A 25,715-nucleotide genomic window follows, 5' to 3' on the forward strand; every position below is an offset into this window, starting at 1 on the left:
GTTAAGCGTTCATTCAAGTATTCTGTGTTAAAGTCTGCACCGAATACTAAATATGGTAATGGCACTGTGAATGTACGAATTAAATTTTCCCTGATTTTATTGTTTATTATTGGGCAGTTATCATTTGCGTCTGCTGTTAATGCAGACAGCAATACAGCGGATAAAGGCTGGTTCACCACCTTCACGGATAACGTCGCGCAAACATGGAATGAACCTGAGCATTACGATCTCTACATTCCGGCCATTACGTGGCATGCACGTTTTGCCTACGATAAAGAAAAAACTGACCGTTATAACGAGCGTCCGTGGGGGGCCGGCTTCGGTCAGTCTCGCTGGGATGAAAAAGGTAACTGGCATGGCCTGTACCTGATGGCGTTTAAGGACTCCTACAATAAATGGGAGCCTATTGGCGGCTACGGCTGGGAAAAAACCTGGCGTCCGTTATCGGACGACAACTTCCGTCTGGGGCTGGGCTATACGGCAGGGTTTACGGCGCGTGATAACTGGAAATACATTCCTGTTCCGGTACTGCTGCCGCTTGCCTCCATCGGTTACGGGCCGGCGACGTTTCAGATGACCTACATACCGGGTACGTATAACAACGGTAACGTTTACTTTGCCTGGATGCGGTTTCAGTTTTAACTGAATTTTTCTGCTAAATCGGCCAAAAAACGCACAGGCATTGAAATGTAAAGAATAAAAATCGGACAGCGAAAATTAACGCGACTTTTGTCACTTTTTATCAAAGATCCGCTGGACAAAACGCCTCACAATTGTTGTACTGATACCCGACACAGCATTTGTGTCGTTTTTTAATGTAAAGGTAATTTTGATGTCTAAGATTAAAGGTAACGTTAAGTGGTTTAATGAGTCCAAAGGATTCGGTTTCATTACTCCTGAAGATGGCAGCAAAGACGTGTTCGTACACTTCTCTGCAATCCAGTCTAATGGTTTCAAAACTCTGGCTGAAGGTCAGCGCGTAGAGTTCGAAATCACTAACGGTGCCAAAGGCCCTTCTGCTGCTAACGTAATCGCTCTGTAATTCAGACGCGTCAGCAAGAATTTCAAAACCCGCTCAATGAGCGGGTTTTTTTCGTTCTGAATCAACCAATAAGATAGATCTTCAGGAAGCTGGCGACGATCGCGACGCTTAGCAATACCATACCTGCGCCTAAGAGATTTTCTTTCATGCTATCACCCTCGTTCAATATTGAGCCAAGAGTGACAGAGAAAAATTAAGCCAACATTAAGGTTGCCGCGCTTAATGTCCGCTGGCGGAGGAAAATAACCAGAATGCGATCGCAGTCATCGCAAACGAGCCAAGCATGTTAACGGCAATGTTGGTCAGCGCCCAGCCCATCCGGTCTTCCTGAAACAGAAATACCACCTCCGCAGAGAAGGTAGAAAACGTTGTTAAGCCGCCGCAGAAACCAGTTGTAATCAGAACCTTCCACATAGGGTCGATGTTGGTCATACGATTAAACCAGGCCAGCCCCATCCCAATAATAAACGCCCCAATCAGGTTTGCCGCCAGTGTTCCCATCGGAATGGCCTGATGCAGGGGGTTAAACCGCATGCTTAAGAGCCACCGCGCAACGCTACCCGTGCCTCCACCAATAAAAACGGCTATAAGTAGTTGTAACACTGTCAATACCTGCTATTTGCTGTGTAAGTGCGTCGAGTGTAACGCTGTTTTTGACCGGGAGACAATTATGTATGTTGCAGTAGGGCAGTTCGCGGTAACGCCGGACTGGAATGAAAACGCGGAAAAATGCGTCTCCCTGATGCATCAGGCGAAGCAAAAGGGGGCGTCGTTGCTGGTACTTCCCGAGGCGTTACTGGCCCGTGATGATACCGATCCGGATCTGTCGGTAAAGTCTGCACAAACGCTGGAAGGGGCGTTTCTGAAACGACTGCTGGCCGAAAGCGTTGACAACACGCTCACCACCATATTGACGGTCCATGTTCCGTCCACGTCGGGGCGCGCGGTGAACACGCTGGTGGCGATACGTGAAGGCGCCATTATCGCGAGCTACGCCAAACTTCATCTGTATGATGCGTTCAGCGTTCAGGAGTCGCGCCTGGTCGATCCGGGGAGTGTAATTCCGCCGCTGATTGAGGTGGAGGGATTTAAGGTTGGCCTGATGACCTGCTACGACATTCGTTTTCCCGAGCTGGCGCTGAACCTGGCATTGCAGGGGGCCGAGGTGCTGGTTCTGCCTGCCGCCTGGGTCAAAGGACCGCTTAAGGAGCATCACTGGGCGACGCTGCTGGCAGCACGCGCGCTGGATACCACCTGTTACGTGGTAGCCGCGGGTGAATGTGGTAACAAAAATATCGGGCAGAGCAGGGTTGTCGATCCGCTGGGGGTGACGGTTGTTGCGGCAGCGGAGACGCCTGCGTTATTGCTGACGGAGATAATTTCAGCCCGAATAGCGCTTGCGCGGCAGCAATTACCTGTTCTGCGCAATCGCAGGTTTGCGCCACCGCAATTAATGTGATGTTTTTTTCAACAATGCTTGATTCACCTTGTTACAGATTGCTATTGTGTGCACGCGCCAAATGACCGTTAATACGTTCAGGTTTTTTGGCGGAATGCAGCCTGTTTCATGTAAAGAAGGTATTTATGGGTGAGATTAGTATTACCAAACTGCTGGTGGTTGCCGCACTGGTCGTCCTGCTGTTCGGTACCAAGAAGTTACGCACGCTGGGTGGAGACCTGGGTGCTGCCATTAAGGGCTTTAAGAAAGCAATGAACGATGACGACGCGGCAGCGAAGAAAAGTGCCGAAGATGACATCACTGCACAGAAGCTTTCACACAAAGAGTAATGGCAATGCTGCAAGGCTTGCATAAAAAACCGGCTCAGAAGGCCGGTTTTTTGTTTTACTGTAAATAAATTTTACAGCTTTATTTCACTTCTTCGCCCTTCGCCTGCATATCGGCGTGATAAGAGGAGCGAACAAACGGACCGCACGCGGCATGGGTAAAGCCCATCGCCATCGCTTCGGCTTTCATTTCATCGAACTCATCCGGGCTCACGTAACGCTGTACAGGCAGGTGGTGACGGCTTGGCTGGAGGTACTGGCCCAGCGTCAGCATGGTGACGCCGTGGCGGCGCAGATCGCGCATCACTTCAATGATCTCAGCGTTGGTTTCACCCAGGCCGACCATCAGGCCAGACTTGGTTGGAATATGCGGATGGGCTTCTTTAAAGCGCTCCAGCAGCTTCAGCGACCAGTTGTAGTCTGCACCGGGACGTACCTGACGGTAGATACGCGGTACGTTCTCCAGGTTGTGGTTGAACACGTCTGGTGGCGTCGCGGTCAGGATATCGAGCGCGCGATCCATACGGCCACGGAAGTCCGGCACCAGCGTCTCAATCTTAATGTTCGGGCTTTTTTCGCGGATGGCGGTAATACAGTCAGCGAAATGCTGAGCACCGCCATCGCGCAGATCGTCACGGTCAACGGAGGTGATAACAACATAACGCAGCGCCATATCGGCAATCGTCTGCGCCAGTTTTTGCGGTTCGTTAGCGTCAGGCGCAACAGGACGGCCATGGGCAACGTCACAGAACGGACAGCGGCGGGTGCAGATGGCACCCAGAATCATAAATGTCGCGGTACCGTGATTGAAACATTCAGCAAGGTTAGGGCAGGAGGCCTCTTCACAGACAGAGTGAAGGCCATTTTTGCGCATCGCCGCTTTGATCCCCTGGATACGCGAAGAGTCGGCCGGAAGTTTGATTTTCATCCATTCCGGTTTTCTTAACAGCGCCTCGCGCTCTGTAGCCACGTTTTTAACCGGGATAAGGGCCATTTTATCGGCATCGCGGTATTTAACACCGCGTTCCATCACAATGGGTTTACTCATAGCGTGCGTGTTCCAGTTGCGAATATCGAAGGAAAGCGTTTCAATTCAAGGGAATGTTGTAATTATCAACTATTTTTGAACGAACGACAGGCAGTATATCATTTAAAGGGGCGATAAAGCAGCCTGCCAGGTCGCCAATTTGTAAAATAGTTGTTGATTTGTGCCTTTTGCCCCGCATGCGGCAGGGGCTTGTGCTGAAAGGCGGGATCAGAACGCCTGGCGGATCACGTTAATGACGTTTTCCAGCACCGGATCGCGCAGGCTTAGCTTGTTGTAATGCAGTGAGATTTCAACAGATTCCGTCGTAAGTTGACTCAATGGAATACTCTCCAGCGGCCAGCACTTTTGAAGCAGAGTGAAGAGACGCACAGGCATAATACAGAGCAAATCGCTGCTGCCAATCAGGGCCGCGAGGGTAAACATATTGTAACTGCTGAAGCTGATCAGACGGTCCGGGAACAGTTCGTCAATACGCTGGCGCAGCGGATCCGGACCCTGTCCCTCGGACATAAAGGTTGCATGTTCGTAATGACGTAAATTTTCAGGCGTTAAAGGTGCGCCCAATGCAGGATGATTCTGACGACACACGAGCGCCAGAGAGTCGGTATAGAGAACGTTATGCCCTAATGCCCTGGCTGCGAAGCTATTGCTGTCGATGATCAGGTCCGTCTGGAATTGTGCCAGCTGAGTTTCCGGATCGTTAACGGGCACGTTGCGGATCAGCAGCTGTGGCACATGCTGTTTAACAGCCTGGTAAATAGCGGGCATGACCAGAACGCCCACAGAGGGAGAGGTGCCTATGGTGATGGTTCGTTGCTTATCGTAACTGCCGGTGAGATCCAGCGCGCCCAGTATCGATTCCAGACCCTGGCTGATGTACTCATGCAGATGGGTGGCGTACGCGGTGGGGGTTACGCCCTGGCCTTTACGAATAAATAAGGGATCGGGAAATATCGCGCGCAATTTTTGAATTGACTGGCTAATTGCAGAGGGCGTGAGATTAAGAATTTTCGCAGCATTAACGATCCCTTTGTGGACATATACCGCCTCAAAAATAGTCAATAAATTGAGATCAATATTACGTAAAGTCCGGAAAATTTGCGGCTTATCTTCGCCGCTGGTTTCATTCAGGCGTTTGGCTGGTAAATTAGTAGGCTCCACGCTCTTACTCCGTATCCATTCACAATATGAATGATAGTTGAATTTATTTATTATGCTTGCAGAGATTCGTAAAGTGTTTCGTAAGTTTCCCTTGTTTATCGAAAACAAGCAGTTGGGTGATTATCACGCACGTTACACGATACCCAGTGATGGTACTATTAAGGTTATAATTAATATGGGACGCTAATATATGGGCGACTCGAAAATATAGAATATGCGGTTTATTGTAAAGCGTAAATGCGGCAATTAAGCAGTGGCTGGTCAAATAACCGAGCCACTGCCGGAAGTGTGTTAAGCAGCAATATATTCGTAGTCAGGATTGTTAAGCAGTGCTAAAAACTTCTTCAGAAGCACGGGGCGGATATTCTCAGGCGTGGCGGTATCTACCCACTGGCGCATTTGCGTCATTTCCATACCGGCATACCCGCATGGGTTGATGCGCTGGAAAGGGGTCAGATCCATATTGATATTCAGCGCCAGCCCGTGGAACGAGCAGCCTTTACGGATACGCAGCCCCAGCGAACAGATCTTCATCTCTCCCACGTAGACGCCCGGGGCATCGGCGCGAGGGTGAGCATCGATACCGTACTCAGCGAGCGTGTTCACCACGGTCTGTTCCAGTAAGGTCACGAGCTCACGCACGCCCAGCTTTCTGCGTTTCAGGTTAAGCAGGACATACATGACCTGCTGGCCCGGGCCGTGGTAGGTTACCTGTCCACCGCGATCGCTCTGGATCACCGGGATATCACCCGTCATCAATAAATGTTCGGCTTTTCCTGCCTGGCCTTGAGTAAACACCGGCAGGTGTTCAACCAGCCAGATTTCATCAGGGGTGGTGTCATCGCGCATATCGGTAAAGTCATGCATAGCCTGAGAGACTGGCTCGTAAGGCTGTAGCCCAAGATGGCGGACAAGAATTTTATCCTGGTACAAAAGGACGTCTCCGAAGACAAGGGAGAATAGGTAACGGGGAGTATATCACAGCGGGGAAGTGGGTTACCCGGCAAACCGGGTAACCGCTGAGGGACTACAGCACCATACGAACAATTTCGATATTGCCGAGCTCTTCGTACAGCGTCTCAACCTGCTCAATGTGTGTCGCAGTGATGGTGATTGAGACCGAGTGGTAGTTACCTTTGCTGCTCGGTTTGACTGATGGAGAGTAGTCGCCCGGCGCATGGCGCTGTACCACTTCAACCACCTGATCAACCAGCTCAGGTTTCGCCAGACCCATTACTTTGTAAGTAAAAGGGGTAGGGAATTCAAGCAGTTCGTTAAGTTTGGTTTTCATGTCAGCTCCGGCGTGTGTATAAAAAATAATAACTCCCGCCACGGGGCGGGAGTTTTACTGATACGTAGTATATGGGGATCAAAATCACACTTTCAAGTGTTCAATTTTTAACCAAACCAGTGATGGAACATCAGCTTAATGTAATCAATGATTTTGCCGAAGAAATTGCCTTCAGGAATTTCCTCCAGCACCACCAGCGGGCGCTGATCGATGGTTTTGCCATCCAGCTGGAAGTTGATAGTACCCACGACCTGATTCTTTTGCAGCGGGGCGTGCAGCTCGGTGGTATTCAGCACGTAGCTGGCTTTCAGATCTTTCATACGACCGCGTGGGATCGTCAGATAGAGATCTTTGTCCACGCCCAGGGAAGCGCGGTCGTTATCGCCAAACCAGACAGGTTCAGAGGCAAATTCTTTACCGGCTTTCAGCGGGTTCACGGTTTCGAAGAAGCGGAAGCCCCAGGTCAGCAGTTTTTTGCTTTCCGTTTCGCGACCTTTAAACGTACGTCCCCCCATCACGGCAGAGATCAGACGCATCTGGCCTTCAGTGGCGGAGGCCACCAGGTTATAGCCGGCTTTGTCGGTGTGGCCGGTTTTGATACCGTCGACGTTCAGGCTGTTGTCCCACAGCAGGCCGTTACGGTTGGTCTGACGAATGCCGTTGAAGGTGAACTCTTTCTCTTTGTAGATAGAGTACTCGTTTGGCACATCGCGGATCAGCGCCTGACCGATCAGCGCCATGTCACGCGCGGAGCTGTACTGACCCTCGGCGTCCAGGCCATGTACGGTCTGGAAGTGGCTGTTTTTCAGACCCAGCGCGGAGACGTAGCTGTTCATCAGGCCCACAAACGCGTCCTGGCTGCCCGCTGCAAAATCGGCCATGGCCACGCAGGCGTCGTTACCGGACTGCAAGTTGATGCCACGGATAAGCTGAGAGACCGGAACCTGCATGCCTGGCTTCAGGAACATCAGCGATGAACCTTTGAACACCGGGTTGCCGGTTGCCCACGCATCGTTACCGATGGTCACCAGGTCGGTTTCTTTGAATTTGCCTGCTTTCATGGCCTGGCCGATAACATAGCTGGTCATCATTTTGGTCAGGCTGGCCGGATCGCGGCGGGCATCGGCGTTCTGTTCTGCCAGAACTTTGCCGGAGTTGTAATCAATCAGGATGTAGGATTCCGCGTCGATCTGCGGAACGCCAGGGATCATGGTCTTGATGTTCAGGTCGTCCGCGTGAGCTGCGGAGAACGCAGCAGCGCAAAGGGCCGTGGTCAGCGCCATGCGCTGCACAAAACGAGCAGAAAAAGTGGTCTTCATGGTCAGAACTACGACATCCGTGATGGAATTAAAAAAAGTGCCTTACTATAGCAAATGCTATACGGGCAGGCATCCGACTTTCATCATGAGAGTGTTAACGTGCTTTACACAAACTGACATTTCGGATACCACCGAATAATTATTTTGCAACAGCGATAAACGACTGGAGCTGCGCCTCGCTCTGCAAACGCTGTTGCAGGGAAGCTGCCTGCGATTTGCTGGCAAATGGACCCATCTGGATACGCCATACCGCACCGTTTTGCTCAACGCGGCCTGGCACGCCAAACTGCTTGCTTAAACGCTGCTGATATTGCTCTGCACGGGTCCGATCGCTGACGGCGCCAACCTGAACCACGTAGCTGCCGCTCGCCGTAGCAGGCGCCGCAGTCTGCGTAGCAGCAGGCGCGGTCACCGGGGCGGGTTGTGTAGCGGGTGCAGCAGCGACGGGCGCAGGCGCTGGAGCAGGTTCATTTGATTCAATCACGCCCGGCGCTAACGTGGTGGGTGCGCCAAGGAAACCACTGCTTTTAACCGGGGCGCCTGTCGCGTCTTCACTTTGCAGCGTATCGTTGCTGATAGCACGCACTTCACCCTGAGGCTGTGCGGGCTCTGCCGGCGTTGAAGCGCCCCCCATACCACCGCTCAGATCCGGGCGAGCGGGCAGGGCATAGGTCTGTTTCGCGACCGTGGTACAGGCCGTGCCCGGGCCAGACAGTGAACCATCCTGCGCCACGATAATCGGGTCGATACGCACTTTAGTATTGTTTGAGGTGTTCAGACGGTCGGCCGCCGCGCGGGACAGGGAGATGACGCGATCGGTGCCGTAAGGACCGCGATCGTTGATACGCACCACGATCATTCGGCCATTCGCCAGGTTAGTGATGCGTGCATAGCTCGGGACAGGCAACGTCGGGTGTGCCGCTGTGATCTGCATCGGATCGAAGGTTTCACCCGACGCGGTCAGATTGCTGCCGGGCTCAGCGTCATAGATGGCAGCAAAGCCAGCCTGGCTGAAACGGGAAGGATCCTGAACGATTTTATAGCTTTTACCGTCGCGCTGATAATCCTGATTCACGCTGGCGTTCAGCGGTTCATAAACGGGATCGGCACCGCTAATCTCGACAATCGGGCCATTACAGACCGCAGGCTGCGGCGGCGCGACGGTTGCCTGTTGCTGACCATCATCACTTGTACAGGCGGCAAGTAAACTTGCTGCGATGCAGATCCCCAGCCACTGCTTACGCATTGCGATCCCCTTATTTTTATACGCTTTTGGACAACATTTTCCTGTGGGTATGGATCGACATGACGATACCAAACCCGGCCATCAACACGATCAGTGCCGAGCCCCCGTAACTCACCAGCGGCAGCGGTACGCCAACAACCGGCAGGATCCCACTCACCATACCAATATTTACGAAGACATAAACGAACAAAATCAACATTAATCCGCCTGCCATCACGCGACCAAAGGTGGTTTGCGCGCGCGCGGCAATCCACAAACCTCGCATGATCAGCAGCACGTAGAGTGCAAGCAGCACCAGGATGCCTACCAGCCCCAACTCCTCAGCCAGAACGGCAAAGATAAAGTCGGTATGGCGTTCCGGTAAAAATTCGAGCTGCGACTGCGTACCGTGCAGCCAGCCTTTACCGCGCAGGCCGCCGGAGCCAATCGCAATCTTCGACTGAATAATATGATAGCCTGCGCCCAGCGGATCGGTCTCGGGATCGAGCAGCATCATAACGCGCTGACGCTGGTAATCATGCATCAGGAAGAACCAGAGGATAGGGATAAACGCGGCAACCAGCACCACGGCGATACCGATCAGACGCCAGCTCAGGCCGGACAGGAACAGGACGAACAGGCCGGAGAGGGCGATAAGAATTGAAGTACCGAGGTCCGGCTGTGCGGCCACGAGCAGCGTCGGCAGGAAAATCAGCACCAGCGCAATGGCGGTATTTTTCAACGACGGCGGGCAGACGTCGCGGTTAATAAAGCGCGCCACCATCAGCGGGACGGCGATTTTGGCGATTTCCGACGGCTGGAAGCGAACAATCCCCAGATCCAGCCAGCGTTGCGCCCCCTTCGAGATGGCGCCGAAAGCATCTACTGCCACCAACAAAATGATACAGAAAATATAGAGATAGGGCGCCCAGCCCTCGTACACGCGTGGCGGTATTTGCGCCATCACCACCATAATGACCAGACCCATGGCGATCTGGCCGATTTTACGCTCCATCATGCCGATATCCTGGCCGCTGGCGCTCCAGATAACGAGGGCGCTATAGACCAGCAGAGCCAGCAGGATCAGCAGCATGGCTGGATCGATGTGGATCTTGTCCCACAGCGATTTTTTATTCGGATTATCCGTCATGATTATTGGTCCTCCGCCGCAGCGGCTGCCGGGTTTTCAGCTGGCAGTTCGGTGTTGTTGTCACCCAGCATGATGTGGTCGAGGATTTGACGCATGATGGTACCCACCGCCGGGCCTGCGCCGCCGTTCTCCAGAATCATCGCCACCGCAACCTGCGGGTTATCATAAGGGGCAAACGCCGTCATGAGCTTGTGGTCACGCAGACGTTCGGCAATTTTATGTGCGTTATAGGTTTCATTCGCTTTCAGACCGAAGACCTGAGCCGTACCTGATTTCGCGGCTACCTTATACGGTGCGCCAGCGAAATATTTGTGCGCCGTCCCGTTAGGGCGGTTGGCTACACCGTACATGCCGTCTTTCGCGATTTCCCAGTACCCGGAATGAATGTCACCCACCGGCGGCTCGTGCGGCTGTATCCACGGCACTTTTTTGCCGTCTTCAACGGTGCTTTGCAGCAGGTGCGGCACTTTCACGACGCCATCGTTAATGAGGATCATCATCGCCTTGTTCATTTGCAGCGGCGTTGCCGTCCAGTAGCCCTGGCCGATCCCCACCGGAATGGTGTCACCCTGATACCAGGGTTTTTTAAAGCGCTTCAGCTTCCATTCGCGGGTTGGCATGTTGCCGGAACGCTCTTCCGCCAAATCTATACCGGTGTAATGCCCGTAGCCGAATTTGCTCATCCATTCAGACAGACGGTCAATACCCATGTCGTAGGCGACCTGATAGAAGAAGGTATCCGCCGACTCCTCCAGTGATTTGGTCACGTTCAGATGGCCGTGGCCCCATTTTTTCCAGTCGCGGTAGCGTTTCTCAGAGCCAGGCAACTGCCACCAGCCGGGGTCAAACAGACTGGTATTACGGGTGATGACGCCCGCACTCAGCGCAGACACGGCGACATACGGTTTAACCGTTGAAGCTGGAGGATAAACCCCCTGCGTTGCGCGGTTTACCAGCGGCGTGTTTGGATCGTTGAGCAGGCCGGAGTAATCCTTGCTGGAGATGCCATCCACGAAGAGGTTCGGATCGTAGCTTGGCATGGAAACCATCGCCAGAATGCCGCCGGTACGCGGGTCGGTCACGATAACCGCCGCACGGCTACCCGCCAGCAGCGTCTCGATATACTGCTGTAGCTTCAGGTCGAGCGTCAGATAGACGTCATGTCCCGCCTGCGGGGGAACCTCTTTCAGCTGACGGATCACGCGGCCACGGTTGTTAACTTCAACCTCTTCATAACCGGTCTGACCGTGCAGCACATCTTCGTAATAACGTTCGATCCCCAGCTTGCCAATATCATGGGTTGCGGCGTAGTTAGCCAGCTTGCCGTCTTTATCAAGGCGTTCGACGTCTTTATCGTTGATTTTGGAGACGTAACCGATGACGTGCGTCAGCGCGGAGCCGTAAGGATAGTAGCGGCGTTTATAGCCTTTGACTTCCACACCGGGGAAACGGTACTGGTTAACGGCAAAACGGGCGACCTGCACTTCTGTCAGGTTGGTTTTTACCGGAATGGAGGTGAATCGGTGAGAACGTGCGCGCTCTTTTTTGAACGCAGCGATATCGTCATCAGTCAGGTCGACAACGCTTCTCAGCGCGTTCAGCGTATCCTGCACGTTATCCACTTTCTCGGGCATCATCTCTATCTGGTAGATGGTGCGATTAAGCGCCAGCGGCGTGCCGTTACGATCGTAGATAATGCCGCGGCTGGGCGCGATGGGCACCAGCTTGATACGGTTTTCGTTTGAGCGGGTCTGGTAATCGGTATAGCGGACAATTTGCAGATTATAGAGGTTGGCGATCAGCACGCCGGTAAGCAGCAAAATCCCCGTAAAGGCGACCAGCGCCCGGCGCACAAACAGCGCGGACTCAGCCGTATAGTCGCGAAAAGAATTCTGTAGTTTCATCCGCTGCTTAAATTACCCTGGTCAGTCATTACTCGCGGTGATAAGGGTGGTTGGTAGTGATGCTCCATGCGCGATACAAACTTTCTGCCACGAGAACCCGTACAAGCGGGTGGGGCAGCGTCAGCGCCGAGAGTGACCAACTTTGTTCTGCTGCCGCTTTGCAGGCGGGAGATAACCCCTCTGGTCCGCCAATCAACAGACTGACGTCCCGACCATCCTGCTTCCAGCGCTCCAGTTCGTGCGCCAGCTGCGGCGTATCCCAGGGTTTGCCCGGGATATCGAGGGTCACGATGCGGTTTTTGCCTGCGGCAGCCAGCATCAGCTCTCCCTCTTTATCGAGAATACGTTTGATATCTGCGTTCTTGCCGCGCTTTCCTGCTGGGATCTCCACCAGTTCGAACGGCATATCTTTTGGGAAACGACGCAGATACTCAGTAAAACCGGTTTGTACCCAGTCCGGCATTTTGGTGCCGACGGCGACCAGTTGCAACTTCACGCATTAACCCCAGAGTTTTTCCAGCTCATACAGGCGACGGCTCTCTTCCTGCATGACGTGGACAATCACATCGCCGAGATCGACAACCACCCAGTCAGCGGTCGCTTCACCTTCAACGCCCAGCGGAAGCAGCCCTGCCGCGCGCGATTCCTGAACAACATGGTCAGCAATCGAAACAACGTGACGAGTTGAGGTCCCGGTGCAGATGATCATGCAGTCGGTGATGCTGGATTTACCCTTAACGTCGATAGCGATGATGTCCTGACCTTTCAGGTCATCAATTTTGTCGATAACAAAATCCTGGAGTGCTTTACCCTGCAAGTTTTCCCCCTGGGTGAATGAGATTATACAACTATGATTTCGTGGCCAGTCAGTATACCTGAACTGACGCCAGTCGCGGGACAAATGTCACCGCCCGGCTTTTGAAGGCGGGTATCATCCCACCCTCCGCCTGAGATTGCATCGCCATTTTTGTAAAACAATTTCTGTAAAGCAGCGATCGGCGGGAAAGTCTGGCAGCGGAGGATATCAGTATGGCTTAGCCTGTCAAGGCAGGATAATCATTAACGGACAATTTCGCCGGCGATGATCAGACATCTGTACTTTTCTGATACAGACCGTGCGCATGGATATAGGCCAGCACGGACGAGGGGAGGAGATCGTCACAGTCTAAACCCTGCTGGAGACGCTCGCGGATGAGGGTTGCGGAAATATCAAACCACGGCGTTTCAGCGAGGTAAATTTTCCCGGCGGGGAGACTGTGCAGGTCTTCTATATTGTCCGTCAGATGCGCGTCAAGCCACTGCTGATGCTGCGCCTCGCGCATGGTCAGCGGGTAGCCCGGACGGCGGCAGACCAGCAGATGACTGTTTTCCAGGATGGTTTCGTACTGGTACCAGCTGGGAAAGTTGAGCAAGGAATCCTGGCCGATGATAAACGCCAGCGGTTTCATGGGCCCTTGCTCAGCGCGCCACTCCCGCAGCGTTTGCGATGTCCAGGAAGGGGTATCCCTGCGCAGTTCACGCTCATCCAGCGTGAAGAGAGGCTTATCGGCTATAGCCAGTGCGAGCATCGCTTTACGCTGCTCGCTGGTTGCTTCTGGCTGAGGACGGTGCGGCGGAACATTGTTGGGCATGATGATTACCCGCTGCAACCCAATCAAATTCGCGAGGATTTCTACCGGCTTAAGATGTCCATAGTGTACCGGGTCGAAGGTCCCGCCATACATGGCCTGTAAAGAATGCATATCACCCATCGATAAATACGTCTGCCAGCGCCTTATGGCAGAGCAGCAAAGAGAGGCTCTCCAGCTCCGCCCAGACAGACTGGCCGTAATCCTGTTTTAACGTCAGTTCGGCGCGCATCAGAAGTTGCACTGCCTGACGCAACTGCTCCTGGCTCAGGCGGTTTATCGCCTCCGTGGTCATCGCCCGACGGTTTTGCCAGACGCGATGTTTGTCGAATAAGGCGCGCAGGGGTGTATGTGCCGACTGGCGTTTAAGGTTGTTCAGCAGCAGTAATTCGCGCTGGAGCGTACGGAGCAGGATGACCGGCTCACTCCCTTCCAGGCGCAGCTGTTGCAGGATGTGCAGAGCACGCTTACTTTTCGCCGACAGCAGCGCATCAACCCAGTGGAAGGGGGTAAAGTGCGCGGCATCATTCACCGCCTGTTCCACGCGCGGCAGCGTCAGCTTGCCATCGGGCCACAGCAGGGCTAGCCTGTCCAGCGCCTGCGCCAGTGCCAGAAGGTTGCCTTCGTAGCAGTAGCACAGGAGCTGACTGGCGGCCTCATCCAGCTGCAAATTGTGCTGCCTGGCTCGCGCGGCAACCCATTTTGGCAGATGTGCCTGCTCTGGCGTCTGGCAGGTGATCAGCACCGCACTGGGGGCAAGCCGGGTAAACCAGGCCGCGTTTTCCTGCGCTTTTGTGAGTTTGTTGCCGCGTACGATAAGCAGCAGATCGCCGTGTAACAAACTCACGAGCATAGCCAGCTGTTCATTGATGGCAGCGTTAGGTCCATTCTCCGGCAGCAGGATCTGGATTGTCTGACGAGAGGCAAACAGGCTCATGGCCTGACAAAGCGAGAAGATAGCGTTCCAGTCGGTACTGTTATCGATCTGGAACGTATGATGCTCATCGAAACCCTGCGCGGCTGCCGCATGGCGAACCGCATCAAGGCTTTCCTGAAGTAACAGGGGGTCATTGCCGAGTAGCAGATAGGCCGCGCGCAGCCCTTCGTTGAGCTGCGCGCGGAGTTGTTCAGGATACAACCTGATCATCAGTTACCCAGCGACGTTGGCATATCCGGCGTGCTGGCATCCGGTGTTTCGATGACGTCAGCGCCTTTTTTCGTCGACGCGGCAATGGCAGGCAGTCTGCGGATCAGCTGTTCCGCGGCCTTATCGTACATTTCCTTGATGATAATCTGCTGTTCGGCGTCTTTTGCCAGCGCCGTCTGCGGGTTATCAAAGAACGAGCGGTAGACTTTGGTACTGATAGGGTAAATATCTTTACCTGGCATCAAGACGGCCGCATCAACGGTAAGCACCATCTGATATTCCGCCGTCCGCCCATCCTGGAAGATCGAGGCCGTATCTTGTGACAGCGTTGATTTCAGGACGCGAAGCGAAGGAACATCCTGACGCAGGGTTTCCTTCTCGATCAGCTCAACATCGTTCAAACGCAGCTGGTTACGAATGGCCCGGCTCAGCGGTCCGTTCGGATCGGATGAGTCGAAGATCATTGTTTTCATCTGAGCAGGCACTGCCGTGGTGTTGCGCAGGTGCCAGCCACAGCCAGCGGTGACCAGCACCGCCAGAGATAAGAGTATTGTTGCCAGTTGTCGCACGTTTCCTCCCGCGCTTAGCCAACGACCAGATTCAGCAGTTTACCCGGTACGTAGATCACTTTACGTACGGTAACGCCCTCAAGGTATTTCGCGACCAGATGCTCCTGGCCTGCGCGCTCGCGAACCTGTTCTTCGGTTGCGTCGACCGCGACGGTAATTTTACCGCGCACTTTACCGTTAACCTGCACCACCACCAGCGTGGTATTTTCCACCATAGCGGATTCATCCGCCACTGGCCACGGCGCGTTGTCGATATCGCCTTCGCCTTTCAGTTCCTGCCACAGGGTGAAGCTAACGTGCGGCGTGAACGGGTTCAGCATGCGAACGACCGCCAGCAGCGCTTCACGCATTAACGCGCGATCCTGCTCGCCATCCTGCGGAGCTTTCGCCAGCTTGTTCATCAGTTCCATAATAGCCGCAATTGCGGTATTGAAGGTCTGACGACGACCAATATCATCGGTGACTTTCGCAATGGTTTTATGAACATCACGACGCAGCGCCTGCTGATCTTCGCTCAGTGCAGCCACGTTCAGCGCTGGCGCATCACCCTGAGAGGTGTGCTCGTACACCAGTTTCCAGACGCGCTTCAGGAAGCGGTTTGCCCCTTCAACGCCGGATTCCTGCCATTCCAGCGTCATATCTGCCGGGGAAGCGAACATCATGAACAGACGCACGGTGTCAGCGCCGTAACGCTCAACCATTACCTGCGGGTCGATACCGTTATTTTTCGACTTGGACATCTTGCTCATGCCGGTATACACCAGTTCATGACCTTCGGCGTCTTTCGCCTTCACGATACGGCCTTTCTCGTCGCGCTCCACAATCGCATCAACCGGAGAAACCCAGTTACGCTCGCCGTTCGCGCCAACGTAGTAGAACGCATCTGCCAGCACCATACCCTGACACAGCAGCTGTTTTGCCGGCTCGTCGGAGTTGACGAGGCCTGCGTCACGCATCAGTTTGTGGAAGAAGCGGAAGTAGAGCAGGTGCATGATGGCGTGTTCAATGCCACCGATGTAGATGTCTACCGGCAGCCAGTAGTTTGCTGCATCGGAATCCAGCATGCCTTCTTTGTACTGCGGGCAGGTGTAGCGCGCATAGTACCAGGAGGATTCCATAAAGGTGTCAAAGGTGTCGGTTTCACGCAGCGCAGGCTGACCGTTGACGGTGGTTTTCGCCCACTCAGGATCGGCTTTGATCGGGCTGGTGATGCCGTCCATGACCACGTCTTCCGGCAGGATCACCGGCAGCTGATCTTCCGGCGTTGGCATCACGGTGCCATCTTCCAGAGTCACCATTGGGATTGGCGCACCCCAGTAACGCTGACGGGAAACGCCCCAGTCGCGCAGACGGTAGTTCACTTTACGCTCGCCCACGCCCAGGGAGGCCAGCTTGTCGGCGATGGCGTTGAAGCCCTCTTCGAAGCTCAGGCCGCTGAACTCACCGGAGTTAAACAGGGTGCCTTTTTCAGTCAGCGCTTGCTCAGAGAGATCCGGTTCAGAGCCGTCAGCAGCAAGAATAACAGGCTTGATGGTCAGGCCGTATTTGGTGGCAAATTCGTAGTCGCGCTGGTCGTGACCCGGCACGGCCATCACGGCGCCTGTGCCGTATTCCATCAGTACGAAGTTGGCGGCCCAGACAGGGATCGCTTCGCCCGTCAGTGGGTGAATGGCTTTAAAGCCGGTATCAACGCCTTTTTTCTCCATCATCGCCATGTCGGCTTCGGCCACTTTAGTATTGCGGCATTCGTCGATGAAGGTCGCCAGTTCCGGATTGTTTTCTGCCGCTTTCTGCGCCAGCGGGTGACCTGCGGCCACGGCCAGGTAGGTCGCGCCCATAAAGGTGTCCGGACGGGTGGTGTAGACGGTCAGGGTCTGGTCGTAGTTCTCAACGTTGAAGGTAATTTCCACACCTTCGGAACGGCCGATCCAGTTGCGCTGCATGGTCTTAACGGTATCTGGCCAGTGGTCCAGATTATCCAGATCGTTCAGCAGTTCGTCAGCGTAGGCAGTGATTTTGATAAACCACTGCGGGATCTCTTTACGCTCTACTTTGGTGTCGCAGCGCCAGCAGCAGCCATCGATAACCTGTTCGTTCGCGAGAACGGTCTGGTCATTCGGGCACCAGTTAACGGCAGAGGTCTTCTTGTACACCAGGCCTTTTTTATACAGCTCGGTGAAGAATTTCTGCTCCCAGCGGTAGTATTCCGGGGTACAGGTTGCCAGCTCGCGGCTCCAGTCATAGCCGAAGCCCAGCATTTTCAGCTGGTTTTTCATGTACGCGATGTTGTCGTACGTCCACGGCGCCGGTGCCGTGTTGTTTTTCACCGCCGCGCCTTCAGCAGGCAGGCCGAACGCATCCCAGCCGATAGGCTGAAGCACGTTTTTGCCCAGCATACGCTGGTAGCGCGCAATCACGTCACCGATGGTGTAGTTACGCACGTGGCCCATGTGTAGTCGACCAGAAGGATAGGGAAGCATCGACAGGCAGTAATACTTCTCTTTGCTCTCGTCTTCGGTTACTTCAAAGGTGCGCTTCTCGTCCCAGTGTTGCTGGACTTTTGATTCTATCTCTTCCGGGCGGTATTGCTCTTGCATGGCAGCCAGTGGTCCTGTGTTCAATACAGCTACAAATGTAGCCAATGGATGTGGTAATTCAGATCCGCATAGCATAGCCCAAACGCCCGCGTCAAAACAGCCTTTCACGCAAATGCACTTTGCAGGAATTTACCGGGTCTGTGCTTCACCTGACAAAGCGGCGGCGAAATAAGGTCTATTATTAGAGACAGTTACTTACCCGGGAGGCAAAATGATGAACAAGGTTGCTCAATTTTACCGTGAACTGGTAGCGACTCTGACGGAACGGCTGCGTAACGGCGAGCGTGATATCGACGCGCTGGTCGAACAGGCACGCGCACGCGTGACGCAAACGGGTGAGTTAACGCGAACCGAAGTGGAAGAGGTAACGCGCGCCGTGCGTCGCGATCTGGAGGAGTTTGCGCGAAGCTATGAAGAGAGCCAGGACGAGATCGCCGACAGCGTTTTTATGCGGGTCATTAAAGAGAGCCTGTGGCAGGAGCTGGCGGATATTACCGATAAAACTCAGCTGGAATGGCGTGAGGTGTTTCAGGATTTAAACCACCACGGTGTCTATCACAGCGGCGAAGTAGTGGGGTTGGGGAATCTGGTGTGTGAGAAGTGCCACCACCATATAGCCGTTTATACGCCAGAGGTGTTGTCGCTGTGTCCGAAGTGCGGGCACGACCAGTTCCAGCGTCGGCCATTTGAGCCATAAGTAAAAGCGCAGGTTTATTCCCTCTCCCACAGGGAGAGGGTCGGGGTGAGGGCATCAGGCCGCAGAATAATAAGCCAGCCGCTCCGCCAGCAAATCCACAAACGCTTCCCGATCGATATCCACCATCACCGTGGTATTCGGCTTGTTTCCCGTCAGCGAGTAATAGTCCACCACCGTCATTCCCTGGGTATATTTCCCCTGTGTTTCCACACCAACCCAACGCTCGACCGTGGTAAACATCTCCGGCTTCAGCAGCCAGGCGATGGTGCATGGGTCATGCAGCGGGGCGCCGTGGAAGCCCCACTTCTCGGCTTTGTGATACTCCATAAAGAAGTCGAGCAGCTCTGCCACGGTCGTTGCAACCGGGTTGCCCACAGAACGGAATCGTTCGATGTCCTGCGCCATAATTTGTGCGCGGTGGGTAACGTCCAGCCCCGCCATCACAATCGGCAGGCCAGACTGGAAGACGATTTCCGCGGCTTCCGGGTCAACGAAGATGTTGAATTCCGCGGCTGGCGTCCAGTTTCCCAGCCCCATTGCCCCGCCCATGATGACGATACGGGCGATGTTGCTGTGCAGTTCAGGATGGCTGTTCAGCAGCAGCGCAACGTTGGTCTGCGGGCCGGTCGCCACCAGCGTCACGGGCTCGGCGCTTTCACGTAGCACCTTCGCCATGAGCTCGACGGCAGTGCAGTTTTGCGGTGCGAAATCCGGCTCCGGCAGCGCCGGACCATCCAGCCCACTTTCACCGTGAACGTTATCCGCAATGATCAGCTCGCGCATCAGCGGCTTAACGGCGCCACCAGAGACCGGAATATCGGTGCGTTTCAGCAGCGTCAACATGCGCAACACGTTTCGCAAGGTTTTATCCGGCGTCTGGTTTCCGGCGGAGGAGGTGACAGCTTTTACGTCCAGTTCAGGGGAAGCAAGAGCAAGGACGAGTGCGATCGCGTCATCATGACCCGGATCGCAGTCGAGAATAATTGGCTGTGCCATAGCGTTCTCCATTCTCAGCATTATTTGTGACAAGGTTAACGCTGCGATGTGACGCCGAATAGAAAAAGAGATCTAAAGCGTGAAGCAGTGCGCAATCCGCAGATTGCGCACTAAAAAGATTAATGCAGGATTTTGGCGAGGAAGTCTTTTGCTCGTTCAGATTTAGGATTGGCGAAGAACTCTTCTTTCGGTGAGTCTTCAACAATTTTCCCTTCATCCATGAAGATCACGCGGTTGGCCACTTTACGGGCGAAGCCCATTTCGTGCGTCACCACCATCATGGTCATCCCTTCGTGCGCCAGCTCCACCATGACGTCCAGCACTTCGTTGATCATCTCAGGGTCGAGCGCCGACGTCGGCTCATCAAACAGCATCGCCACCGGATCCATGCACAGCGCACGCGCGATTGCCACACGCTGCTGTTGCCCGCCCGAAAGCTGCGCCGGGAACTTATCCGCATGCGCAGACAGCCCGACGCGTTCCAGCAGCTTCAGCCCCTTTTCGCGCGCCGCTTTTTTGTCGCGCTTCAGCACTTTGACCTGCGCCAGCGTCAGGTTCTCAATGATGGACAGGTGAGGGAATAGCTCAAAATGCTGGAACACCATCCCTACGTGGGAGCGAAGCTGGGCAAGGTTGGTTTTGCGGTCATTCACTTTGGTGCCGTTAACGACAATCTCGCCCTGCTGGACAGGTTCCAGCCCATTAACGGTTTTGATAAGCGTCGACTTACCGGAACCGGACGGGCCGCAAACTACCACCACATCGCCTTTTTTCACTTCTGTTGAGCAGTCGGTCAGCACCTGAAAGTGCCCATACCATTTAGAAACATTTTTCAGGGAAATCATTATACCGTCCTTTTCTTCAGCCAGCTGACCAACAGCGATGCGCTTAAACTAATCACAAAATAGACCCCGCCCGCGAAGAGGATCATCTCAACCTGCGTTCCGTCACGTTCGCCAATGGTGGAGGCGGTACGGAAGAAGTCTGCCAGACTCAGCACGTAGACCAGGGAGGTATCCTGGAACAGGACGATGCCCTGCGTCAGCAGCAGCGGAACCATGGCGCGAAACGCCTGCGGCAGAATTATGAGCTTCATGGACTGCCAGTGCGTCATACCGAGCGCCAGCGCAGCGCTGGACTGCCCGCGAGAGATACTCTGAATACCTGCGCGGATGATCTCTGAGTAGTAGGCGGCTTCAAACATGGAAAACGCCACCATGGCAGAGATCAGGCGGATATCGGTCTTTGGCGACAGTCCCAGTACGTTCTGTAAAAAGCCGGGAACAATCAGGTAAAACCACAGCAGCACCATGACCAGTGGAATGGAGCGGAACACGTTAACGTAAGCCGTGGCAAACCAGGCGAGCGGCTTAAAGCTCGACAGGCGCATCACTGCCAGCAGGGTGCCCCAGACAATACCGACGATAATGGCGATAACGGTGATCTTTAAGGTGATTGCCAGTCCATCCAGCAGATAGGGCATGGAGGGAACAATAGAACTCCAGTCAAAATCGTACATTTATTTGCCCCCCAGATTGCCCGGCAGGCGTACTTTGCGTTCAACCAGGTTCATCACCAGCATGATGAATGCGTTAATCAGAACATAGGCGAGCGTGATCGCCGTGAAGGATTCCCATGCGTGAGCGGAATAATCCAGCAGTTTGCCCGCCTGCGCCGCCATATCTACCAGACCAATGGTTGAGGCGATAGCCGAGTTTTTTACCAGGTTCATCATCTCGGACGTCATCGGCGGAACGATGACGCGGTAAGCGTTCGGCAGCAGTACGTAACGGTAGGCCTGAGGCAGAGTCAGGCCCATCGCCAGTGCCGCATTCTTTTGCCCGCGCGGCAGTGACTGTATGGCGGCACGTACCTGCTCGCAGACGCGCGCAGCGGTGAACAGCCCCAGACACAGCATGGAGGAGACAAAAAATTGTACGTTAGGATCCAGCTCGGCCTTAAACCACATGCCGAGATCTTCCGGCAGCAGTTCCGGGATCACCAGATACCAGGTAAAGAACTGCACGATCAGCGGAACGTTACGGAACAGTTCCACATAGAGCGTGCCAATCGAAGAGAGAAAACGGTTAGGGACGGTACGCAGAATACCGAACAGCGAACCGACAAGAAACGCGATAATCCACGCCGTTATCGATAACGCAACGGTAACCTGAAAGCCGCTCCACAGCCAGCCGAGATAGGTGGTGTTGCCGAACGGGGCTTGTTGCAGAAAGATGCCCCAGTTCCAGTCAATTGACATAGTAAACTCCAGAAAAAAAAGGGTAGCAGCGCTACCCTCGAAGATTGGTGAGAAGCTCAATTTTTGCGCTGAGTGGGGAACGACCACTCAACGTATAGTCTGTCCATGCTTCCCGACAATCGAGAGGGCAGGAGAGCCCGCCCCTGTCGTTCTAATTAGTTAAGAGCTTTGTCGTTTGGTGATTTGAACAGCGCTTTCATGTCGTCAGACAGTTCAAAGTTCATGTTCAGGTTTTTTGGTGGAATTGGGTTTTTGAACCATTTGTCGAACCATTTTGCCGCTTCGCCAGAGGTTTGCGCCTGAGCGATGGTGTCATCGATCAGTTTCTTGAAGTCCTCGTCACCTTTACGCAGCATACAGCCGTAGGCTTCTTTCGACTGGGCGGTACCGACGATTTCCCAGTTGTCTGGTTTCTTCGCTTTCGCGCGCTCGCCTGCCAGCAGGGCGTCATCCATCATAAACGCAACAGCACGGCCGCTTTCCAGGGTACGGAAGGAGTCGCCATGGTCTTTCGCGCTGATGATGCGCATGTCCATTTTCTTCTCGTCGTTCAGCTTGTGCAGCAGCACTTCGGACGTGGTACCGGAGGTCACGACAACCGCTTTGCCTTTCAGGTCAGCAAAATCTTTGATATCGCCGCCTTTCTTCGTCAGCAGGCGGGTGCCCACAACGAAGATGGTGTTCGAGAAAGCGGCCTGTTTCTGACGCTCAAGGTTGTTGGTGGTTGAGCCACATTCAAAATCAAATGTGCCGTTTTGCAGCAGAGGAATACGGTTTTGTGAAGTGATGGGGATCAGCTTCACTTGCAGGTCAGGTTTGTTCAGCTTTTTCTTCACGGCTTCAACGATGGCGTTGGAGTAATCCTGTGAATAGCCCACGACTTTTTGCGTGTTGTCGTAGTAAGAGAACGGGACAGAAGATTCACGGTGGCCGACCACGATCACGCCGTTTTTGGCAATCTTGTCGAGAGTGCTTCCTGCTGCCGGAGCGTCTTCAGCGTGGACAACCCCCGCAGACATTCCCATAACCAGCATTGCTGTGGCCAGTTTACGTAATTGCATACCCAACTCCTTTCTTATCAGCGCCAGTGACGCATAGATACCCATTGTGATGTTGTTATATCTCGCGCAATGCGAGTGCAGTGTTATGCAAGCTTGTTAACATTTAGTCTGGCTTAATGTAAAGATTTTGCTGCGTTATTGTTTATTTTTGCGAAGCGCGCCGCACCATTCAGAGGCAATAATCCCTCGTTGCACCTTTTCGGTGCTACCGATGATCTACGCTGGTGCGACAAGGTTGCACGTTAAGCCAGACAGCGTTTGCGTGAATAAATAAAGCAACAGGCGTGCCAGAATTGCAGTTTGGGAGGAAATTGTTGGGTGGCGGCGGTGCCGGAAAGTTGGCCGGGTAAGGCGTAGCCGCCACCCGGCAACAGAAGGTAAGGTTATTTACGACGCTGACGCAGGCTCATCAGTACGGCGCCAAAGCCGAACAGCACGGTCAAAATCCACAGCGGCCAGTTCCCGGTGCGCGCGTAAGGCGTAAGCCCGGTAGTTGGCGTGACGTTAGTGGTCAACACTTCACGGGTAAACTGCGGGATCATGGCCTGGATTTCCCCCTGCGGACCAATCACGGCGGTAATGCCGTTATTGGTGCTGCGCAGCAACGGACGCGCCAGCTCCAGAGAACGCATTCGCGCCATCTGGAAGTGCTGCCACGGGCCAATCGATTTACCGAACCACGCATCGTTTGAGATGGTCAGCAGATAGTCGGTGTCCGGGCGGAAATTATCGCGCACCTGCTCGCCGAGGATAATCTCGTAGCAAATGGCGGCCGTCAGGGCAAAACCGTGCGCATGCAGCTGCGGCTGAACGTAAGGACCCCGGCTGAATGAGGACATCGGCAAATCAAAGAACGGTGCCAGTGGGCGCAGAATAGACTCCAGCGGAACAAATTCGCCAAACGGTACAAGGTGGTTTTTGTTGTAGCGATTGGTGGAGGTATAGCTGTATTCGCTGTCCTTACCGAGTGTAATGATCGTGTTGTACGTGTCATAGCGGTTCTGCTGATTCAGACGTGCATCCACAATTCCGGTGATCAGCGTACTGCCGCGCGCGCGCAGCAGATCGTCCATCATCTTCAGGAAGGGCTGCTGATTGATCTCCAGGTCCGGGATCGCAGACTCAGGCCAGATGATGAGCTGCGATTTGCCCATCACCTTTTCAGTGGCGTTGGCGTAGATTTTCAGCGTGTTCAGCAGCTGATTCTCATCCCATTTCAGGGACTGCGGGATATCGCCCTGGACCAGAGAAACCTGCGTGGCGCGCGCGGGCTCCAGCGTAAACCACTGGATATAACGCAGCGGGAAGGGCAGGGCAAACAGGATTAACGCGGCAACCAGCGGCTTCCAGTTACGTGTCACCAGAGCCAGCACCAGAAGGCCGCTGACCGCCATGAGCAGGAAGTTGATCGCCTCCACGCCCATGACCGGGGCCAGGCCTTTCAGCGGGCCGTCTACCTGGCTATAGCCGAACTGCAACCACGGGAAACCGGTCAGTACCCAGCCGCGCAGAAATTCGGTGATTTGCCAGACAACGGGTGCCGCTATCGCCACGCGCAGCCAGGTCGTTTTTGGCCACAGGCGAGAGAGGATGCCCGCGAACAGGCCGGTGTAGAGCGAGAGATAGGCGGCGAGCAGCACAACCAGGAAGACGTTAACCGGCCCCGGCATTCCGCCAAATTGCGCGATACTGACGTAGACCCAGTTGATACCAGAGCCAAACAGCCCCAGCCCCCAGAAGTAGCCAATGGCCGCGGCCTGTACCGGACGGCGGTTCAGGGTAAGACCCTGTAGCCCCATCAGGGAGAGAATAGCGGCCGGCCAGATATCGTAAGGAGAAAAAGCCAGCGTACCGCTGGCTCCGAGTAACAGCGCCAGCAGCAAACGGACGCGCTGGCGTTCAAAGAGTGGGGCAAATGCCATTTACATTAATCTTCCAGTTTTGGCACCGGTGAGTCGTCCGGCATTCTGACATGAACCTGAATAATACGTCGGCTGTCAGCCATTGCGACCTTGAACTGGTAACCATCGATGTCAACGGTTTCACCGCGGGCCGGAAGATGGCCGAAGGCCTGCATCACCAGACCACCAATGGTGTCCACTTCTTCATCGCTGAAGCTGGTGCCAAAGGTGTCGTTGAAGTCTTCAATGGAGGCCAGCGCGCGCACGGTCCAGGTGTGGCGGCTCAGCTGACGGAAGTCGATATCCTCTTCTTCGTCATACTCATCTTCGATTTCGCCCACGATCAGCTCAAGGATGTCTTCGATTGTGACCAGACCGGAAACGCCACCAAATTCATCAATAACAATCGCCATGTGATAGCGCTGGGAGCGAAACTCCTTCAGCATCCGATCCACACGTTTACTTTCCGGCACAACCACGGCCGGGCGTAACACCTTTTCCATACTGAAGGCTTCAGCATCGCTGCGCATAAACGGCAGCAGATCTTTCGCCATCAAAATCCCTTCAATGTGATCTTTGTCTTCGCTGATGACCGGGAAACGTGAGTGAGCCGATTCGATAATCACATCGAGGCACTCGTCCAGCGTCTGGTTGCGTTTCAGGGTAATCATCTGCGAGCGGGGGATCATGATGTCGCGGACGCGCTGGTCGGCGATGTCCATCACCCCTTCGAGCATTTCGCGCGTATCTTCGTCGATAAGGTCGTTCTGCCCGGAATCACGAATCAGCTCCAGCAGTTCATCACGGTTTTTTGGTTCGCCGTGGAAAAGCTGGTTCAGAATGAGGGAGAAAAATCCCTTTTTAGTGGTTGTCGTGTCGCTACTGTGTGAATTGTCGTCGCTCATGGCGTTTGTTAAGGGTTCTCTTGTTAGTT

General features: G+C 54.2%; 27 protein-coding genes. 5 read left to right on the forward strand and 22 right to left on the reverse strand.

Going from position 1 to position 25,715, the window contains the following annotated elements:
- The first annotated feature begins 66 nt into the window (after nt 1-66).
- Together pagP and cspE are read left to right on the forward strand one after the other, a co-directional pair.
- On the forward strand, nt 67-642 hold the full coding sequence (gene pagP / locus ACNQ0W_RS06080) for a lipid IV(A) palmitoyltransferase PagP (RefSeq protein ID WP_062932205.1): 576 nt from the start codon (nt 67-69) through the stop codon (nt 640-642).
- Nucleotides 643-832: 190 nt separating this feature from the next.
- Nucleotides 833-1,042, forward strand: a complete 210-nt coding sequence (gene cspE / locus ACNQ0W_RS06085; protein WP_002439184.1) for a transcription antiterminator/RNA stability regulator CspE — start codon at nt 833-835, stop codon at nt 1,040-1,042.
- 219 nt (nt 1,043-1,261) lie between these two features.
- Here the strand turns inward: cspE and crcB are convergent, their stop codons facing one another.
- A complete protein-coding gene (gene crcB / locus ACNQ0W_RS06090) occupies nt 1,262-1,645 on the reverse strand; it encodes a fluoride efflux transporter CrcB (protein ID WP_116329819.1) in 384 nt (127 codons plus the stop codon).
- Nucleotides 1,646-1,712: 67 nt separating this feature from the next.
- On the opposite strand from crcB, the gene ACNQ0W_RS06095 reads away from it, so the two are divergent.
- Both ACNQ0W_RS06095 and tatE read left to right on the forward strand, forming a co-directional pair.
- The gene (locus tag ACNQ0W_RS06095; RefSeq protein WP_062932204.1) at nt 1,713-2,501 is read left to right on the forward strand and encodes a deaminated glutathione amidase; all 789 of its coding nucleotides are present in this window, start codon (nt 1,713-1,715) and stop codon (nt 2,499-2,501) included.
- A 125-nt stretch (nt 2,502-2,626) separates the two neighbouring features.
- Nucleotides 2,627-2,830, forward strand: a complete 204-nt coding sequence (gene tatE / locus ACNQ0W_RS06100; protein WP_003858723.1) for a twin-arginine translocase subunit TatE — start codon at nt 2,627-2,629, stop codon at nt 2,828-2,830.
- A 79-nt stretch (nt 2,831-2,909) separates the two neighbouring features.
- On the opposite strand, the gene lipA is transcribed toward tatE, so the two are convergent.
- The 14 genes from lipA to leuS all read right to left on the reverse strand — a co-directional run bounded on the left by lipA (nt 2,910) and on the right by leuS (nt 17,866).
- Nucleotides 2,910-3,875, reverse strand: coding sequence for a lipoyl synthase (lipA, locus tag ACNQ0W_RS06105; protein WP_006809637.1), 966 nt, complete (start codon nt 3,873-3,875; stop codon nt 2,910-2,912).
- Between the two features lie 207 nt (nt 3,876-4,082).
- The gene (locus ACNQ0W_RS06110) at nt 4,083-5,036 is read right to left on the reverse strand and encodes a YbeF family transcriptional regulator (RefSeq protein ID WP_062932203.1); all 954 of its coding nucleotides are present in this window, start codon (nt 5,034-5,036) and stop codon (nt 4,083-4,085) included.
- Between the two features lie 291 nt (nt 5,037-5,327).
- Entirely contained in the window at nt 5,328-5,969 is a 642-nt protein-coding gene (gene lipB, locus ACNQ0W_RS06115; RefSeq protein WP_017382471.1) for a lipoyl(octanoyl) transferase LipB, read from the reverse strand.
- A gap of 94 nt (nt 5,970-6,063) precedes the next feature.
- Nucleotides 6,064-6,327 (reverse strand): DUF493 family protein YbeD, encoded by a 264-nt coding sequence (gene ybeD, locus ACNQ0W_RS06120; protein ID WP_003858718.1) that lies wholly within the window; start codon nt 6,325-6,327, stop codon nt 6,064-6,066.
- Between the two features lie 107 nt (nt 6,328-6,434).
- Nucleotides 6,435-7,646, reverse strand: coding sequence for a D-alanyl-D-alanine carboxypeptidase DacA (gene dacA, locus ACNQ0W_RS06125; RefSeq protein WP_003858714.1), 1,212 nt, complete (start codon nt 7,644-7,646; stop codon nt 6,435-6,437).
- Nucleotides 7,647-7,785: 139 nt separating this feature from the next.
- Complete coding sequence (rlpA, locus tag ACNQ0W_RS06130) at nt 7,786-8,892, reverse strand: endolytic peptidoglycan transglycosylase RlpA (protein WP_023303295.1); 1,107 nt, start codon at nt 8,890-8,892, stop codon at nt 7,786-7,788.
- A gap of 16 nt (nt 8,893-8,908) precedes the next feature.
- Nucleotides 8,909-10,021, reverse strand: coding sequence for a peptidoglycan glycosyltransferase MrdB (gene mrdB / locus ACNQ0W_RS06135; protein ID WP_015571139.1), 1,113 nt, complete (start codon nt 10,019-10,021; stop codon nt 8,909-8,911).
- A gap of 2 nt (nt 10,022-10,023) precedes the next feature.
- On the reverse strand, nt 10,024-11,925 hold the full coding sequence (gene mrdA, locus ACNQ0W_RS06140; protein ID WP_015571138.1) for a peptidoglycan DD-transpeptidase MrdA: 1,902 nt from the start codon (nt 11,923-11,925) through the stop codon (nt 10,024-10,026).
- Between the two features lie 28 nt (nt 11,926-11,953).
- Nucleotides 11,954-12,421: a 23S rRNA (pseudouridine(1915)-N(3))-methyltransferase RlmH gene (rlmH, locus tag ACNQ0W_RS06145; protein WP_003858701.1), complete on the reverse strand. Its 468-nt coding sequence runs from the start codon at nt 12,419-12,421 to the stop codon at nt 11,954-11,956.
- 3 nt (nt 12,422-12,424) lie between these two features.
- On the reverse strand, nt 12,425-12,742 hold the full coding sequence (gene rsfS / locus ACNQ0W_RS06150) for a ribosome silencing factor (RefSeq protein WP_003858696.1): 318 nt from the start codon (nt 12,740-12,742) through the stop codon (nt 12,425-12,427).
- Nucleotides 12,743-13,010: 268 nt separating this feature from the next.
- On the reverse strand, nt 13,011-13,676 hold the full coding sequence (nadD, locus tag ACNQ0W_RS06155) for a nicotinate-nucleotide adenylyltransferase (protein ID WP_062932202.1): 666 nt from the start codon (nt 13,674-13,676) through the stop codon (nt 13,011-13,013).
- Nucleotides 13,669-14,700 (reverse strand): DNA polymerase III subunit delta, encoded by a 1,032-nt coding sequence (gene holA, locus ACNQ0W_RS06160; RefSeq protein ID WP_062932201.1) that lies wholly within the window; start codon nt 14,698-14,700, stop codon nt 13,669-13,671. Before holA ends, nadD begins: the two co-directional genes overlap by 8 nt.
- Entirely contained in the window at nt 14,700-15,269 is a 570-nt protein-coding gene (gene lptE / locus ACNQ0W_RS06165; protein WP_062932200.1) for an LPS assembly lipoprotein LptE, read from the reverse strand. The genes holA and lptE overlap by 1 nt, the downstream gene beginning before the upstream one ends.
- A gap of 14 nt (nt 15,270-15,283) precedes the next feature.
- On the reverse strand, nt 15,284-17,866 hold the full coding sequence (gene leuS / locus ACNQ0W_RS06170) for a leucine--tRNA ligase (RefSeq protein WP_062932199.1): 2,583 nt from the start codon (nt 17,864-17,866) through the stop codon (nt 15,284-15,286).
- Between the two features lie 214 nt (nt 17,867-18,080).
- On the opposite strand from leuS, the gene ACNQ0W_RS06175 reads away from it, so the two are divergent.
- The gene (locus ACNQ0W_RS06175) at nt 18,081-18,563 is read left to right on the forward strand and encodes a zinc ribbon-containing protein (RefSeq protein WP_003858689.1); all 483 of its coding nucleotides are present in this window, start codon (nt 18,081-18,083) and stop codon (nt 18,561-18,563) included.
- Nucleotides 18,564-18,617: 54 nt separating this feature from the next.
- On the opposite strand, the gene rihA is transcribed toward ACNQ0W_RS06175, so the two are convergent.
- The 7 genes from rihA to corC form a co-directional block, all read right to left on the reverse strand.
- Complete coding sequence (rihA, locus tag ACNQ0W_RS06180) at nt 18,618-19,559, reverse strand: pyrimidine-specific ribonucleoside hydrolase RihA (protein ID WP_062932198.1); 942 nt, start codon at nt 19,557-19,559, stop codon at nt 18,618-18,620.
- Nucleotides 19,560-19,678: 119 nt separating this feature from the next.
- Nucleotides 19,679-20,404, reverse strand: coding sequence for an amino acid ABC transporter ATP-binding protein (locus ACNQ0W_RS06185; RefSeq protein WP_006809622.1), 726 nt, complete (start codon nt 20,402-20,404; stop codon nt 19,679-19,681).
- Nucleotides 20,404-21,078, reverse strand: coding sequence for a glutamate/aspartate ABC transporter permease GltK (gltK, locus tag ACNQ0W_RS06190; RefSeq protein WP_003858686.1), 675 nt, complete (start codon nt 21,076-21,078; stop codon nt 20,404-20,406). The genes ACNQ0W_RS06185 and gltK overlap by 1 nt, the downstream gene beginning before the upstream one ends.
- On the reverse strand, nt 21,079-21,819 hold the full coding sequence (gene gltJ, locus ACNQ0W_RS06195; protein ID WP_015571133.1) for a glutamate/aspartate ABC transporter permease GltJ: 741 nt from the start codon (nt 21,817-21,819) through the stop codon (nt 21,079-21,081).
- A gap of 155 nt (nt 21,820-21,974) precedes the next feature.
- On the reverse strand, nt 21,975-22,880 hold the full coding sequence (locus ACNQ0W_RS06200) for an amino acid ABC transporter substrate-binding protein (RefSeq protein WP_047052994.1): 906 nt from the start codon (nt 22,878-22,880) through the stop codon (nt 21,975-21,977).
- 383 nt (nt 22,881-23,263) lie between these two features.
- Nucleotides 23,264-24,802, reverse strand: a complete 1,539-nt coding sequence (lnt, locus tag ACNQ0W_RS06205; protein ID WP_062932197.1) for an apolipoprotein N-acyltransferase — start codon at nt 24,800-24,802, stop codon at nt 23,264-23,266.
- Nucleotides 24,803-24,807: 5 nt separating this feature from the next.
- A complete protein-coding gene (corC, locus tag ACNQ0W_RS06210) occupies nt 24,808-25,686 on the reverse strand; it encodes a CNNM family magnesium/cobalt transport protein CorC (protein ID WP_003858679.1) in 879 nt (292 codons plus the stop codon).
- Nucleotides 25,687-25,715: the final 29 nt, after the last annotated feature.

This window comes from Enterobacter cloacae complex sp. 6730903 (assembly GCF_048283985.1).
Classification (GTDB): Bacteria; Pseudomonadota; Gammaproteobacteria; order Enterobacterales; family Enterobacteriaceae; genus Enterobacter; species Enterobacter hormaechei_C.

Excerpts from the sequence above, each read along its gene's own strand:
- cspE (WP_002439184.1), top strand. The coding sequence starts at position 833 with ATGTCTAAGATTAAAGGTAACGTTAAGTGGTTTAATGAGTCCAAAGGA.
- ACNQ0W_RS06095 (WP_062932204.1), top strand. The coding sequence starts at position 1,713 with ATGTATGTTGCAGTAGGGCAGTTCGCGGTAACGCCGGACTGGAATGAA.
- tatE (WP_003858723.1), top strand. The coding sequence starts at position 2,627 with ATGGGTGAGATTAGTATTACCAAACTGCTGGTGGTTGCCGCACTGGTC.
- lipA (WP_006809637.1), bottom strand. The coding sequence starts at position 3,875 with ATGAGTAAACCCATTGTGATGGAACGCGGTGTTAAATACCGCGATGCC.
- ybeD (WP_003858718.1), bottom strand. The coding sequence starts at position 6,327 with ATGAAAACCAAACTTAACGAACTGCTTGAATTCCCTACCCCTTTTACT.
- dacA (WP_003858714.1), bottom strand. The coding sequence starts at position 7,646 with ATGAAGACCACTTTTTCTGCTCGTTTTGTGCAGCGCATGGCGCTGACC.
- rlpA (WP_023303295.1), bottom strand. The coding sequence starts at position 8,892 with ATGCGTAAGCAGTGGCTGGGGATCTGCATCGCAGCAAGTTTACTTGCC.
- mrdB (WP_015571139.1), bottom strand. The coding sequence starts at position 10,021 with ATGACGGATAATCCGAATAAAAAATCGCTGTGGGACAAGATCCACATC.
- mrdA (WP_015571138.1), bottom strand. The coding sequence starts at position 11,925 with ATGAAACTACAGAATTCTTTTCGCGACTATACGGCTGAGTCCGCGCTG.
- nadD (WP_062932202.1), bottom strand. The coding sequence starts at position 13,676 with ATGGGTGATATGCATTCTTTACAGGCCATGTATGGCGGGACCTTCGAC.
- holA (WP_062932201.1), bottom strand. The coding sequence starts at position 14,700 with ATGATCAGGTTGTATCCTGAACAACTCCGCGCGCAGCTCAACGAAGGG.
- leuS (WP_062932199.1), bottom strand. The coding sequence starts at position 17,866 with ATGCAAGAGCAATACCGCCCGGAAGAGATAGAATCAAAAGTCCAGCAA.
- ACNQ0W_RS06175 (WP_003858689.1), top strand. The coding sequence starts at position 18,081 with ATGAACAAGGTTGCTCAATTTTACCGTGAACTGGTAGCGACTCTGACG.
- rihA (WP_062932198.1), bottom strand. The coding sequence starts at position 19,559 with ATGGCACAGCCAATTATTCTCGACTGCGATCCGGGTCATGATGACGCG.
- ACNQ0W_RS06185 (WP_006809622.1), bottom strand. The coding sequence starts at position 20,404 with ATGATTTCCCTGAAAAATGTTTCTAAATGGTATGGGCACTTTCAGGTG.
- gltK (WP_003858686.1), bottom strand. The coding sequence starts at position 21,078 with ATGTACGATTTTGACTGGAGTTCTATTGTTCCCTCCATGCCCTATCTG.
- gltJ (WP_015571133.1), bottom strand. The coding sequence starts at position 21,819 with ATGTCAATTGACTGGAACTGGGGCATCTTTCTGCAACAAGCCCCGTTC.
- ACNQ0W_RS06200 (WP_047052994.1), bottom strand. The coding sequence starts at position 22,880 with ATGCAATTACGTAAACTGGCCACAGCAATGCTGGTTATGGGAATGTCT.
- lnt (WP_062932197.1), bottom strand. The coding sequence starts at position 24,802 with ATGGCATTTGCCCCACTCTTTGAACGCCAGCGCGTCCGTTTGCTGCTG.
- corC (WP_003858679.1), bottom strand. The coding sequence starts at position 25,686 with ATGAGCGACGACAATTCACACAGTAGCGACACGACAACCACTAAAAAG.